The organism is Rhodococcus sp. FH8 (assembly GCF_019266085.1).
Lineage (GTDB): Bacteria > Actinomycetota > Actinomycetes > Mycobacteriales > Mycobacteriaceae > Rhodococcus_F > Rhodococcus_F qingshengii.
The window spans coordinates 139292-154017 of record NZ_LPNQ01000065.1; the positions used below are offsets into that span (position 1 = coordinate 139292).

Genomic DNA, 14726 nt, shown 5'->3' on the forward strand with positions numbered 1-14726 from the left:
GACGCACTCGTCGTACGCCCGATGTTGGTTTCGCGCCCACCTGGCGTACGCGTTTCGGAAAGTTCGGACGCATACCAACAACACATGAAGATGACCGTGTTCGGAACGGGATACCTGGGGGCGACCCACGCAGTGTGTATGGCCGAACTTGGCCACGACGTGCTGGGAGTCGACATCGACCAGTCCAAGGTCGACAAGTTGTCTCGTGGGGAGGTCCCGTTCTTCGAGCCGGGTCTGACCGACATGCTGGAGAAGAATCTGGCGTCGGGTCGGCTGCAGTTCACGACTTCCTACTCCGATGCCGCGGATTTTGCGGACATCCATTTCGTCGGTGTGGGGACGCCTCAGAAGAAGGGGGAGTACGCCGCAGATCTGAGTCATGTTCATTCGGTGATCGACATGTTGGCGCCGTTGTTGCGAAAGCCTTCGCTGATAGTCGGGAAGTCGACGGTGCCGGTAGGCACGGCAGCGGCTCTCGGCGAGCGGCTCCGAGCGACTGCGCCGGCGGGTGGCTCGGTAGAGGTGGCCTGGAATCCGGAGTTCCTGCGTGAAGGACACGCGATCGCGGACACCTTGAGCCCTGACCGGTTGGTTCTGGGGATCGATCGTGACCGGCCGGGAAACGCCGAAGGCGTTCTTCGCGAGGTGTATGCCGAGATACTGGACGCGGGGGTGCCCTTCCTCGTGACCGATCTGGCGACGTCCGAGTTGGTCAAAGGATCTGCGAATGCGTTTCTCGCGACCAAGGTGTCCTTCATCAATGCGATTGCGGAGGTGTGCGAGGCGACCGGCGCCGACGTCACGATGTTGGCCGACGCTCTCGGGTACGACGCTCGGATCGGTAGACGATTCCTCAATGCGGGCTTGGGGTTCGGCGGTGGTTGCCTGCCGAAGGACATTCGGGCGTTCATGGCACGCGCCGGGGAGTTGGGTGTCGACCAGGCGCTGTACTTCCTCCGCGAGGTCGACAGCATCAACATGCGACGACGGACAAAAGCTGTGGAACTGGTGACGGCAGCCTGCGATGGCAGTTTGCTGGGAGCTAACGTGTCGGTGCTGGGAGCCGCGTTCAAGCCCGAATCCGACGATGTACGCGATTCGCCTGCGCTCAACGTTGCAGGAATGATGCAGTTGCACGGGGCGGCGGTCACCGTTTTCGATCCGAAGGCAATGGATAATTCTCGCCGACTGTTTCCCACCCTTCACTACGCAACCTCCACGTCAGAAGCTTGCAGGAATGCTGATGTGGTCTTGATCGCCACTGAATGGGACGAGTTCGCCTCATTGATGCCCGCCGATTTGGAACCACTCGTTCGGCGGCGGGTGATCGTTGACGCCAGAAATTGCCTCGATCCGGACCTGTGGCGCTCCGCCGGTTGGAACTATCGCGGATTGGGGCGGTAGGTCGAACGTCCAGGTAGCGAAAAAATAGCTGCGAGAAGGCCTTAGGTGAGATGCGCGAACCTCGCAGACCATGCCCAGTGGGTAGACTTCCGGCCGGGGAATGACGGGGTCTGGTGACGGAACCCGTCGACGGTCGACGAAGGTGGATCATGAACTTGGTTTTGGGTGTGACGGTGGGAGCCAGCGCTGTGCGTTTGGCGCGCCCGGGGACGCCCGACCACAGTGGTCCGGTGTTCCGATCCAGAGCGGTCGATCGAGGCCGCGAGATTCCCGAGGAAGTCGCAGCGGAGGCAACCGGCGTGGCCTTGACCGAGAATGCCGACCTCGGCAGCAATACGGTCGTCGCTTACCGGGATCAAGCGCAGGCCGGAGCACTCCAAACAGCGTTCGAACAGAAAGGCATCGACAACTTCGAGCTGGTTCCCGAAGTAGTCGCGACGCTTCGAATGCTCGAGGAGTCCGGTGCGTTGACCGACCAGAGCACACTCGTCGTCGTCGACATCGGTAGTTCTGGATCGACGATCAGCATTGTGGACAGGCAGATGCGGTCTACCGTCGTCACCGCCCGGTCGACGCGGGTCAGTGGAGATCACTTCGACGAGCTCGTCTACTCGGATCAGACCGTGCGTCGCCGTATAGCTACGCCGGCCGACCCGGGCGGCGATGCCGAACTGCAGGCGCGATGCCGACTCGCGAAGGAACAGCTGTCCTCACGAAGTGCGGTGTGCCTGCCCGGCCCCGGCGGGCTTCTCCTGCTGTCGCGGGAAGTTTTCGATTCGTTGGTCGTCACGTCGGTGGAGGCCTTCGCACGCGAGATACGAGAGGTCATCGCAACGTCCGGCCGTAACCCCGACGCGATTCTCCTGATCGGTGGCGGTGCACGCATTCCGATCGTGCGGGCGACCCTCGCCGCGTGGCTGGAGTGCCCCCTCGTCGCGCCCGAGCAGCCGGAACTCGTGACTGCTCAAGGCGCTGCGCTGATCGCGGAGTCGTCGATGACGCCATCGGCGCGCGCGGTATCTGCCCCGGTTCAAGTTCCGGCTGTAGCGCCGATCTTTGCGCCGTATCCGATCCACACCCCGGCGGAGGTACCCGTTCCGGTTCAGGCGTTCAGCCACGGAGGGGTCGCAACGCTCGCGGAATCGGAGCGGCCGAATGCGTTGTCCGAAGTCACTTCCGGCACGAAGTCCGTTCCGCAAGAACAGGTGCCGAGCCCTTACGCGGCGGAACTGCCTCAGCCGCGACCGAACCGGCACGAGCAACGATTCGATCCGGCCGCAGATCTCGTGGTCGCCGACAGCGACCAGGCCACGGACGGATTCAGCACAGAACGTGACGCAGACACCGAGGCCGTGATGGTTGACGCCCAGGCGTACTCGGCGATGTACGAAGGCGAGGGACCCGGGGCAGGAACCGCACACCCGTCCTGGCTCGCCGGGACACAACCCGTTGAATCGACATCCAAAGAGCCGAGAAACCCGCTACGGTTCGCGGGCCTCGGCGCCGGTGTGATCGCGGCGATCGTGATCGTGGGGCTGGGATTGGGCTACGGAGGAAAGGTCTTCGATTCCGAGGACGCCGGACCCGTGGCAACCGAGGTGACCACGACGGCACCGACGACCACGACTACTCCGCCGCCGACGACCACAACGACCGCGCCCCCGACGACGACGGAGGAAGCCCCTCCGGTCGTCGAGGCTCCGCCAGTCGTGCAGGACACTTACGTGCCTCCCGCGCCCGCGCCCGCGCCGCCACCGCCGGCGATCTACATCCCGGGGCTTCCGCCGATTCTGTTGCCGGTTCTCCCACCGATTCCCGGACTCTGAGGCTCGCTTTCAGCGTTTGGAGTGTCGGCCACCTGACGTGGGGCCGGCCTTGACCGCGCTACCGGGCGGACGGGCGAGAATCACGGCGATGGCAGTGGTGAGTGGAACCGAAAGCGCCAGGGCTATTCCGCCGACAGCGGACCTTACGATCTCGATTGCGACGGCGTCACCGACCAGGACGTCCTGAAGAGGGCGCCCGCTGACGCTGAAGAGCAGTAGCAGTGGCAGCGCCCCACCCGCGTACGCGAGAACCAAGGTGTAGACCGTGCTGGCGATGTGATCACGTCCGACCCGCATCGCACCGCCGAAGACTTTTCGACGGGACGCATGCTTGTCGAGTTCGGCCAACTCGAATGCCGAGGATGCCTGGGTGATGGTGACGTCGTTGAGAACGCCGAGCGAGCCGATGATGAAGCCCGCCAGCAGCAGGCCGGTGATGTCTATGTGCTCGATATAGGTCTGAACATTGGTGTTCTGCTCTTCAGACAAACCGGTGAGGTGTGTCAGTTCAATGCAGAGGTAGGAGAGAACCGCGGCGAGCACCATGGCGGCAAGGGTGCCGAGCAAAGCAGAACTGGTCTTGAGTGAGACCCCGTGCGCCAGATAGAGAACCGCGTACAAGATCACCGCCCCGGCGACCAGCGCAACCGGTATCGCAGGCTTGCCGTCGAGCAGAGCGGGTAGGAGAAACCCGACGACTACGCCGAAGGCGATCACCAGGCCGACGAGTGCGCGCAGCCCTCTCCACCGTGCGACTGCGATGATGACGACGGCGAACGCGATGACGATCAACGCCAGCGGGAGCCCACGCGAATAGTCTTCGAAGGAGTACTGCGTGTTTCCGTTCGGGTCGGTCTGACGCACCAGCCGAATGTGGTCACCCACGCGAAGGTCCGGCTGACCGGCGCCCGGAATGACCTCGAGCAATGTCTTCGTTCCGGCATTCGGCCCGGATTCGATATCGACGATACTTCGCTGGCACTGGTAGGCGGAGGTAGGCGGCGGTTGCGGGGCACCGACGAATACCCTTCCGGCAGAGGAACTTCCGCAGTCGCCGAGATCCTGCATCGTGACGGTGCCCGCCTCGGTTTCCACCGAGCTGCCGTCGGCATTCTGGAAGGGGAGTGGGACGGGAATGGTGTTCTTGTCCGGCCACAGTGCGACAGCTGCCGCGACGACGACCATGCCGATGACGACGAGCAACCCGATGACGACGCGTGATGCGGTGGGGCCGATCTGAATGGGGCCACCGTGGCCATGGCCGTGACTCATCGGAAACTGAGTGTCGGACTGGGGATTTGCACCGGTGCAATGTTATCGGCTCCGAAGCGAATGGTCAGCTTCTGACGGCAGTGTCGGTGAAAGGCAGTGTCGCTGCAAGGCAGAGTCGGCGAAAACCGGTGCTACCGATGAGGGGTTGTGAAACTGGGATTGGTCGAGCTGGGTGGCGGGGAACAGGGGGGGTTGTCCCCGCCACCAACCTGGTATCCACAGGGGGGGGAGGGATACCAGGTGCTCGCGGCACCGAAGTGCTGCTAACTAATGTACCCAATTTCAAACCGATTTGGCGCGTTGTCCAACTACCAATTTCACAACGAATCACGTACCGGTTGGACCGTTTTCACATCGGGGCAGGTCACTAAATAGTTAAAGAGTCAATCAAACCGCCTGGTTTGCGAAAAATGTGACCAAGGTCGCACAAATGCCCCGCAGTTTTACGTTTACGGGGCATTTGTACAACGAATTGTTTACTCGATTTCGGCCGGATTCAGCGTGAGAATCTACTGTTTGTAACTGGTGAGGAAGTTGCCGAATCGCTCGATGGCCACGGCGAGATCTCGGGCCCACGGAAGGGTGACGATCCGAAGGTGATCGTGATTCGGCCAATTGAACCCGGTGCCTTGAACCATCAGGATCTTCTCCTGGAGAAGCAGGTCCTGAACCAATTTCTCGTCGTCGTGGATCTCGTAGACGTTCGGATCCAGACGAGGGAACGCGTAGAGCGCGCCGCGAGGCTTCACACACGAAACGCCCGGAATCATGTTCAATCGCTCCCAAGCGACGTCGCGCTGCTCGAGCAGGCGGCCGCCGGGCAGGATCAGGTCTTCGATGCTCTGGTGACCGCCGAGGGCGACCTGAATGGCGTGCTGTCCGGGGACGTTGGGGCACAGACGGGTCGACGCCAAGAGATCGAGTCCCTCGAGGAAGCCGGCCGCGTGATCCTTCGGGCCCGTGATCGCCACCCAGCCGGAGCGGTAGCCGGCGACGCGGTAGGCCTTCGAGAGGCCGTTGAACGTCAGGCACAGCAGATCAGGGGCAAGCGTTGCCAGCGAGATGTGCTTGGCGTCGTCGTAGAGGATCTTGTCGTAGATCTCGTCGGCGAGCAGCAGAAGCTGATGCTTGCGTGCCAGATCGACCAACTGCTGCAGAACCTCCATCGAGTACACCGCACCCGTGGGGTTGTTCGGGTTGATGACGAGGAGAGCCTTGGTCTTGTCGGTGATCTTGGATTCGATATCGGCGATATCGGGATTCCAGTCGTTGGCCTCGTCGCAGAGATAGTGGACGGGCGTGCCTCCGGACAAGCTCGTCATCGCAGTCCACAGGGGATAGTCCGGTGCTGGGATCAGAACCTCGTCGCCGTTGTTGAGGAGGGCCTGCATGGTCATCGTGATCAGCTCGGAAACACCGTTGCCGAGGTAGATGTCGTCGACGTCGAGCTCGGGGAAGCCGGGAACCAGCTCGTAACGCGTCACGATTGCGCGCCGCGCCGACAGAATGCCCTTCGACTCCGAATAGCCCTGTGCATAGGGCAGGGCGGCGATCATGTCCCGCATGATCACATCGGGGGCGTCGAATCCGAACGGTGCCGGGTTGCCGATGTTGAGCTTGAGGATCCGGTGTCCTTCCGCCTCCAACCGGGCGGCATGCGCGTGTACCGGTCCACGGATTTCGTACAGGACGTTCTGGAGCTTCGACGACTGCTCCAGCTCGCGCTGCGGCTGACGGTGGCGGACGGGTTCTGGTGTGCTCACGAGTTACATGATTCCACCACTGTGCAAGTGCATTGTCGGGGACCGTGTCGCACGCCCCGTTGGCTATTGTCGAGCGATGACCCCCAGCGAGCAGATTGCAGCCCCGTACGGATCGTGGACTTCTCCGATCGGAGCAGCTGATCTGGCTGCAGGTGGGCATCCTGTCGAGGGTGGACGATACGTCGGTGACGAGATCTGGTGGGCTGAACTTCGTCCGACCGAGGGTGGTCGGACCTCGATCCGTCGATCTGGTCTCGACAACCAACCCGTCGACATCCTCCCCGCGCCGTGGAACGCGCGAACCAGGGTTCACGAGTACGGCGGTGGCGCCTGGACGGTCACCGAGTCCGGAAAACTGGTCTTCAGTGAATTCTCCGATCAACGGGTGTACATCCTCGAAGGAGTCACTCCACGGGCTCTGACGCCCGAACCGGCGTCGCCGGCCGCGTGGCGATACGCAGACCTGCAGATCGTGAACGGCGAGGTGTGGGCGGTTCGGGAAGCGCACGCGGAGGACGGGGCGATCACTCGCGATATCTGCGCGATTCCGCTGGACGGTTCCGGCAACATCCGCTCGATCGTCGGCGGCTCGGACTTCCTCTCGTCACCGAGGCTTTCGCCGAGTGGAACCAAGATCGCCTGGATCGCATGGAACCATCCGCAAATGCCCTGGGACGGTACCGAACTGCGGGTAGCTCCACTCGTCGACGGCGTCGCTCAGGCGTATTCCGTGCTGATCGGCGGACTTGAAGAGTCCGTCCTGCAGCCGGAGTGGATCACCGACGACGAACTCTACGCAATCAGCGATCGCAGCGGCTGGTGGAACATCTATCGCGTCGGCGGCAAGATCAGCCCGATTTGCCCGGTGAACGCGGATTTCGGTGGCCCGCAGTGGCGCTTCGGTGGGCGCTGGTTCGTCGAACTCGGCAACGGGCACCTTCTCACCGCACGCACCGTCGGAACCGACACGCTGGCGGTACTCGACCCGGCGTCGGGGGAACTGCGCGACATCGCGACCCCGGGTGTCACCAGCATCGGCCTCATGCAAGTTCGCGGCGATCGGTTACTGCTCATCTCGGGAGGCGCGAAACTGGCGGGCGCGCTACGTGAACTGGACCTCGGTACCGGCGAACTCACCGAAATCCGTTCGTCGGTCGAAGAATTGCCCGAGTCTGCCTACCTTCCGGAAGCGCGAGCCGTCGTGGCTCACGGACACGGGCGAGAAGTTCACGCCGTTGCGTATCCGCCGCGCAGTCCGCGATACAAAGGGCTCGACGATGAACGACCGCCGTATGTCGCGTTTGTTCACGGTGGGCCGACGGCGCACGTCGCACCGGCCCTCAACCTCGTCTACGCCTTCTTCACCAGCCGCGGAATCGGCGTCGTCGACGTGAACTACGGCGGGTCGACCGGTTACGGACGTGAGTACCGTAATCGATTGCGTGGTCAGTGGGGTGTCGTCGACGTGCAGGACGTCGTCACCGCCGTCAACGGGTTGGCCGAGCAGGGGCTTGCCGATCCGGCCCGCCTTGCCATCGAAGGCGGATCCGCCGGTGGTTGGACCGTTCTGGCCGCACTGACGACGTCCGACGTGTTCGCTTGTGGTGCTTCCTATTTCGGCGTGGCCGAACTGGACCTGTTCGTGCAGGAAACTCACGATTTCGAATCGCGTTACGTCGACGGTTTGATCGGCCCGCTGCCGGAATCTGCCGACCTGTACGCGGAACGTGCTCCACTCAACAACGTCGACGGGTTGAACTGCCCGGTGTTGCTTCTCCAGGGTCTCGACGATCCGATCGTGCCACCCTCGCAGGCGGAGCGATTCCGGGATGCTCTGGTGGCCAAGGGCATTCCGCACGCGTACCTGGCCTACGAGGGTGAATCTCACGGATTCCGCAAGCAGTCGACCATCATCAGCTCACGCAACGCCGAGCTGTCCTTCTACGGGCAGGTGCTCGGATTCACTCCACCCGGCATTCCGACGCTCGAGCTGTGGAAGCCTGCGATCAGTAGCTGACGGCCCCGTGGCTGCGCGCGAAGGCCGCCAGGATCCGACTTGCCACCAGTGACGGGGTCGACAGGTCGGCCCACGTCCACCTCGCGACCTCCCACCCTGCGTCACGGAGTCGGTCTTCGCGGAGCTTCTCGTTCCAGAGCGCGTCCTCGGGGCTGCGACCGGCGGGCACCAGTCGGCCGTACTTGATGCGGCCGTCGAACTCTCCGATGGTGCGCTGCTCACGCCACAGGAAGTCGACGCGGCCGGCGAACCCTCGAGCGTCGTGGATGTCGACCTGGGGTTCGGGGAGCGGTAAGTGTTCGTGCAGGAACAATGCGAGGCTCCGTGATTCACCGACGCTTTCGATACGGGAGTCCATCGCGGTGAGCGCGTGGAGCGCATGTCGATGGCGCGGATCGTTCGGGCTGAGTGCCAGCGATGCTGCAACCGCGTCCTTGGGCAACCTTGAACGGTGCAACGCTGAATTGCCCACGACGAGAGCCTGTTCGAAAGTGAGTGTCCTCGCGAGATCCGCAACAGTTCGTGCCGGAGTCGTGACGCGCAGCCCATCGACTTCGGTGATCTCGTTGTCCGCCAGCCATGTCGAGTGCACGTGACGTCGAGCGGACTTTCGGCCACCACCTCGCCGGTTCCGGGACAGGTGAACGACCTCGAGCGGAGTGTTCCAGAGTTCGAAACCGTGCAGAACCGCAGCCGAGACGTGGCTGACAGTGGCACCGGGTGAAGCGGCGCAGGCCACGGCCTCTGCCCGTAATCGATGTCGTCCGTATGCGTCGAGGCGGGACAGGTGGCCGCTGTCCACGTACCCACCACGATGGATTCTGGCCCAGGTTCCACTAGCGCAGGCCTGTCGGATCTCGGCATCGGTGCGACCGATCGACAGTTGGTCCGGCCTGCGGATGATATGTGTCTGTTCCCCCATGTCGATCGATCTTGCTGTGCCCGGCGCTGGAAAGGAAGCCGTGACCCCGGGGGTGTGGATAGCCGTGAGTGAACACCACTTGTCCACAGCTCGAACCGGTTTCGCGTCGCTGGAGAGGGTGTTCGGTATGGGGAAACGGTGGCAGGTTCCCGGTGTCGCGCTCTAGGAAACCCTTGCGTCCGGAGCGTTCGCGTGCCAGGCTGTTCAACTATGACTACAGGAAAGGCGGACACCGCCACCGTCGCGTGAGCGCCGCACCGATTCGCTCGTCGGCATCACATCGAGCGACATTGCCCGAGAACTTCAATCTCTTCGATGAAGACAGTCTGGCCCTGGAAAAGATCCGCGACGTGTGGCTGAAACGCGGATTGTGTACTCGTCCTGCTGATCGAAACACCGCAGAAGCCTCTGTCGCGCAACTGTATCGACGCTCCGGGCTCCCGAAACCGGAGTTCGTCTGGGTCCCGTCGCCGTCTGCTGGTTCGGACCTGATCGTCACCGAAGGACTGTCGACCAAGATGTCATTGGACGGCACCGGCCTCGACTGCGCTTCCGGGTATATCGCGAGCATGTTTGCGGCATCGCGCCGACGCATGGACGCGCGAATCGAATGTCGGAGAACTGGCTGGCAGATGGAACGCCGGCAGGGGGAGCGCCTGATCAGGGCGTCCATTTGGGAATCGTTGCACACCACGCTGTTCGACGGCGTCGCAGCTGCGATACGAACGATGTTGACCCCGGTGGCCGGGGAAGTGACCTGGTACGGGCAGCAGGACGCACATCGAATCGCGTACTACGACACATGCCATCGATTCGGTCTTGCGACCTTCCGCTCGGAAGACCGTGAACTCCTCGACGTGCAGACCGCACTGGCTGACTCGACCGGGTGGTGGTGGGCGTTCGACGACGTGTGCATCATGGCGGAACGACCCACTGCCTTACATGCCGAACCGATTCCGGGCAGCGCGCAGGGGGCACGGCGCTTGCATCATTCTGATTCCCCCGCAATCGAATTCATAGACGGTACAAAGGCGTTCGTTCTACACGGAGCGATCGTTCCAGACTGGGTGGTGCTCGACCCCACCGCCGAACGCATCGCACACGAGCGCAATGTAGAGATCCGTCGATGTGCAATCGAGCGGATCGGGTGGGATTCCTACATCGAGCTGGCGGGCCTGACACTGGTCGACCAAACCGACGATCCCGGTAACGCCGGTTGCCTGCTGCAGCTCTACGCGTCGCCGGAGGGCTGGGGTCGAAGTGGACGGATTCTCCTCGCGGTCAACGGTTCTCTCGAACGCGACGGGCATCGGCGTCGATACGGCCTTCACGTACCCGGATGGTTTACCTCCGCGTTGGATGCCGCCGGATGGACTTACGGCATCACCGGTACCGACTATTCCCGTCTCGTTCGTCGAACCTGAATCTCGAACCCTCTACCCTCAATCCTCAAACCTTGGGTGATACTTATGAACTCGAACATGACCTTGTCCGCTCTCACCAGCCTCACCGGCCTCGATGTCTTCGACTACCTGGACCAGGAAGTGTCCATTCCTGTGATCGACGGACTTCAGGCGCAAGGCGATCTCATCGTGATCCCGTTTTCGCTGCTCGCAAATATCGTGGCGCCTCTGCCATGGACACGCTCTGTGAGAGTGCCGCTCTCCGGCGTGGAACTGCTGCGAAGTGCGGCGGGAGGGAACCCCCACAGTCTGGTTGCAGACGAAGGGGAGTGCACGTGGTCGACGCCGGTGAAAGATGCTCGGGGCCTTGCACTCGGCATGCTCGACACCCGGGTGACCGCGTACCTGATCCATCCGGAGCACGGCGCGACCGGAATCGCTCCGGGGCGATACGTCATCGGCCGGCAGCAGGAAAGGGGCGTCGGGCGTGCGCGCGGTGCGGTGATGCTTGTCGCCGACTGACACGCCGGCCTCGAGTTGGCGGGGAGTGGGCACCACTTGCATAGGGCGAGCACCGGTTTCCGTGTGCTGGACGGTGTGTTGGGTCGAGGGAAAGGGTGCTCGGTCGGCAAAGGCTCCCGCACAAACACGAATGCCCTCACCGTGACGGTGAGGGCATTCGCGTGTGGTGCGCTTACTTCTTGCGGCCAGGAGCCTTCGCGCCGGCCTTGAATCCGAGTCCGCCTGCCTTGGGGGCGGGCGGCGCGGCAGCAGGCGCCGGAGCTTCCGCGGGTGCGGACGCCTCAGCAGGCGCTTCGGCGGGTTCTGCCTTCACCGGTTCGGCCTCGGGAGCCGGGGCCTCTGCAGCCGGCGCCGGGGCCGCAGCGGGAGCTGCCTTCCGGGCACCGGGAGCCTTTGCGCCCGACTTGAATCCGAGTCCGCCGGCCTTGGCAGCAGGCGGAGCCTTCGGGGCTTCCGCCTCGGCGGCCGGAGCCTCTGCCGGTGCAGCCGGAGCCTCTGCCAGAGCCTCTGCCGGAGCAGCAGCAGGTGCTTCAGAAGCAGGAGCAGCCTTTGCACCAGGAGCCTTGGCCCCACCCTTCATCTGCAGTCCCTTGCCGCCGGGTGCCTTGGCGCCGGACGCCAGGCCCAGACCCTTCGGCTTGGCGACGGGTGCAGCAGCTTCGGGTGCACCAGCCTCAGCAGCCTCAGCTGCCGGAGCAGCAGCAGGTGCTTCAGAAGCAGGAGCAGCCTTTGCTCCGGGTGCCTTGGCGGCGCCCTTCATCTGCAGTCCCTTGCCGCCGGGAGCCTTGGCCCCGCCTGCCAAGCCGAGACCCTTGGGCTTTGCGACAGGTGCTGCCGGTGCAGCAGCTTCGTCAGCGGGAGCTTCCGCGCTTGCGGCGGGAGCCGCCTTCTTGGCGCCGGGAGCCTTGGCCCCGCCGGCCATTCCGAGCCCCTTGCCGGGTGCCTTGGCACCGGGAGCTTTTGCACCTGGTGCTTTGGCGAGGCCCTTCATGGCCAGACCCTTGCCTGCCGGTGCAGCCTTGGCTTCCGGAGTCGCGGCAGCTTCCTCGACTTCGGCGACCCGATCCTGCTCGACGGTCTCAGCCTTTGCCTCAGCAGCGACCGGTGCCTTCTCGCGCGGGATCACCTTGATGTTCTCGCCGAGCTGGGCGGGATCGAGACGAGTGACGGAGTTCAGCATCAGCTGCGCGACGTCGACGACCTCGACGCCTTCGCCCTGGCCTTGCTCCTGGCGGGCAGTGACGCCGTCGGTGAGCATGACGCGGCAGAACGGGCAACCCGTGGCGATCTTCTTGGGGTTGGTGGAGAGCGCTTCGTCGACGCGGTCGACGTTGATGCGCTTGCCGATGTTCTCTTCCATCCACATGCGAGCACCACCGGCACCACAGCACATGGAACGTTCGCCGTGACGCGGCATTTCGACGAGCTTGGAGCCTGAGGCTTCCATGAGTTCACGGGGAGCGTCGTAAACCTTGTTGTGGCGTCCGAGGAAGCACGGGTCGTGGTAGGTGACGTCTTCGCTCACGGACGCAACCGGGATCAGCTTCTTCTGGCGCACCAGACGGTTGAGCAGCTGAGTGTGGTGCACGACCTCGTAGTCGCCGCCCACCTCCGGGTACTCGTTGCCGAGGGCGTTGAAGCAGTGCGCACAGGTGACGACGATCTTGCGCTTCTTCTGCTCGATACCGTCGAAGACCGAATTGAGCATCTCGATGTTCTGCATCGCGAGCTGCTGGAACAAGAACTCGTTGCCGGCACGACGTGCGGAGTCGCCGGTGCAGGTTTCGTCGGCGCCGAGGACCATGAACTTCACTCCCGCGGTGGCGAGGAGTTCGGCAACGGCCTTGGTGGTCTTCTTGGCACGGTCTTCGTAGGCGCCGGCGCAGCCGACCCAGAAGAGGTACTCGTAGTCCTCGAAGCTGTCGGCGTCCTTGCCGAAGACGGGGATCTCGAAGTCCATCTCGTTGATCCAGTTGAGGCGATCCTTGGAGTTCTGACCCCAGGGATTGCCCTTGTTCTCGAGGTTCTTGAACAGGCCGGCGAGCTCGGAGGGGAACTCCGATTCGATCAGGACCTGGTAGCGACGCATGTCGATGATGTGGTCGACGTGTTCGATGTCGACGGGGCACTGTTCGACGCAGGCGCCGCAGTTGGTGCAGCTCCACAAGGTTTCGGCGTCGATGACCGGGGCCATCTCGCCTTCGACGGTTTCACCGACGAGCTTGCGGTCGGCCTCGAGGCGTGCCGCCTCGGGGATGGCTGCGAGGGCGCCTTCCTTGACATTGCCTTCGCTGTCGACGAGACCGATCTCGTCGCCGCCCATGTCCTTGCGTCCACCAGCGAGCAGGTACGGGGCCTTGGCGTAGCCGTGGTCACGCAGCGACATGATGAGCAGCTTGGGAGAGAGCGGCTTTCCGGTGTTCCACGCGGGGCACTGGGACTGGCAACGACCGCACTCGGTGCAGGTGGTGAAGTCGAGCCAGCCCTTCCAGGAGAAGTCTTCGATGTTTCCGGCGCCGAGAGTGTCGGTGTCGGGGTCGACGTTCTCCATCGTCAGGACTTTGCCCTTGGACATCATGGGCTTTGCCGCGCCGAGGGCGACGGTGCCGTCGTCTTCACGCTTGAAGTAGATGTTGAAGAACGCCGAGAAGCGGTGCCACGCGACGCCCCAGGTGATGTTGCGGCCCACGATCGCGAGCCAGATCATGCCGGTCATCAGCTTCACGAATGCGAACACCGAGATCATGACGGGGCTGGCGGGAAGCAGTTTCGCGACCTGCATGGTGAAGAAGTCGGTCCACGGGTTGGCGTGACCGTAGGTCGCGATCTTGCCTGCCTTGACCATGATCATGCCCAGGCCCTCGAGCAGGACGATGCCTTCGATGACGTAGGCAGCCTTGAAGTTGGAGCCGCCGAAACGGGACAGGCGCGCGGGCAGACGCGGGTGGTTGAGCTGACGGATCACGATCAGCGTGGTGATACCGATGACGGTGCCCAGGCCGAGGATCTCGTCCCACAGGTGCCACGCCCACGTGTTACCGAAGATGGGCCAGTGGAACTCGGGGTTGAACGTCTGGCCGTAGGCCTCGAACCACAGCAGGAACCCACCGAGGAAGCCGACCATGACGAGCCAGTGGGCCCAGCCGACGCTGCGGAACTTGTTCATGCGCGTGTGCGCGATGAACTCGATGATCATCTGCTTGAAGCGAGGGAAGAACGGGCGCCATCGATCGGGTGCCGACTGGCCGATGCGCACGGTGTTGAACATCCTCAGCGCGCCTGAGAGGAAGATGTACCAACACACCAAGCTCAGCAGAGCACCAATCGTGCCCAACGTAATCGTCAGGGCATTCATGTCGCGGCCTTTCGTTTCAGGGCGACGCGTCGGCCACCTCGGGACAGCCCACTGATACTAACCTGCGTTATGTTACCCGCCAGTAACTAGCATTACCAGCCTGTAGGTACCGGCTGGTAACCGCTCGTGGCCTGGAGAGATCAATCTTCTGCGTCGGACGGGCTGGGCCAGACGCAGACATGTCTGGTCGTCACGTTAGGCGGTGCCCGTCAGGTGTCCATCTGTCAGGCAGCCCTAACTCG

The 14726-nt window shown here is 63.2% G+C and carries 9 protein-coding genes; 5 read left to right on the plus strand and 4 right to left on the minus strand.

What is annotated here, in order from left to right; genetic code table 11:
* Positions 1–84 precede the first annotated feature (84 nt).
* Positions 85–1404 carry a UDP-glucose/GDP-mannose dehydrogenase family protein gene (locus tag ATN38_RS15020; protein WP_218748183.1) on the plus strand — a complete coding sequence of 440 codons (1320 nt, stop codon included), beginning with the start codon at positions 85–87 and terminating at the stop codon, positions 1402–1404.
* Between the two features lie 149 nt (positions 1405–1553).
* Complete coding sequence (locus ATN38_RS15025; protein ID WP_256931839.1) at positions 1554–3230, plus strand: Hsp70 family protein; 1677 nt, start codon at positions 1554–1556, stop codon at positions 3228–3230.
* A gap of 9 nt (positions 3231–3239) precedes the next feature.
* Here ATN38_RS15025 and ATN38_RS15030 read toward each other — a convergent pair whose 3' ends face one another.
* Together ATN38_RS15030 and ATN38_RS15035 are read right to left on the minus strand one after the other, a co-directional pair.
* Complete coding sequence (locus ATN38_RS15030; protein WP_003943628.1) at positions 3240–4502, minus strand: YibE/F family protein; 1263 nt, start codon at positions 4500–4502, stop codon at positions 3240–3242.
* A 509-nt stretch (positions 4503–5011) separates the two neighbouring features.
* The gene (locus tag ATN38_RS15035; protein WP_003943683.1) at positions 5012–6265 is read right to left on the minus strand and encodes a pyridoxal phosphate-dependent aminotransferase; all 1254 of its coding nucleotides are present in this window, start codon (positions 6263–6265) and stop codon (positions 5012–5014) included.
* Between the two features lie 76 nt (positions 6266–6341).
* Between ATN38_RS15035 and ATN38_RS15040 the strand changes: the two genes are divergently transcribed.
* Positions 6342–8282: a prolyl oligopeptidase family serine peptidase gene (locus ATN38_RS15040; protein ID WP_042452248.1), complete on the plus strand. Its 1941-nt coding sequence runs from the start codon at positions 6342–6344 to the stop codon at positions 8280–8282.
* Here the strand turns inward: ATN38_RS15040 and ATN38_RS15045 are convergent.
* Positions 8272–9204, minus strand: a complete 933-nt coding sequence (locus tag ATN38_RS15045) for a hypothetical protein (RefSeq protein WP_218748185.1) — start codon at positions 9202–9204, stop codon at positions 8272–8274. The two genes, ATN38_RS15040 and ATN38_RS15045, sit on opposite strands and share 11 nt — an antisense overlap.
* Before the next feature lie 245 nt (positions 9205–9449).
* Between ATN38_RS15045 and ATN38_RS15050 the strand changes: the two genes are divergently transcribed.
* Entirely contained in the window at positions 9450–10628 is a 1179-nt protein-coding gene (locus tag ATN38_RS15050) for a DUF6745 domain-containing protein (RefSeq protein ID WP_218748186.1), read from the plus strand.
* Positions 10629–10673: 45 nt separating this feature from the next.
* A complete protein-coding gene (locus ATN38_RS15055) occupies positions 10674–11129 on the plus strand; it encodes a hypothetical protein (protein WP_003943690.1) in 456 nt (151 codons plus the stop codon).
* 172 nt (positions 11130–11301) lie between these two features.
* On the opposite strand, the gene ATN38_RS15060 is transcribed toward ATN38_RS15055, so the two are convergent.
* Positions 11302–14484, minus strand: a complete 3183-nt coding sequence (locus ATN38_RS15060) for a (Fe-S)-binding protein (RefSeq protein ID WP_218748187.1) — start codon at positions 14482–14484, stop codon at positions 11302–11304.
* Positions 14485–14726 lie beyond the last annotated feature (242 nt).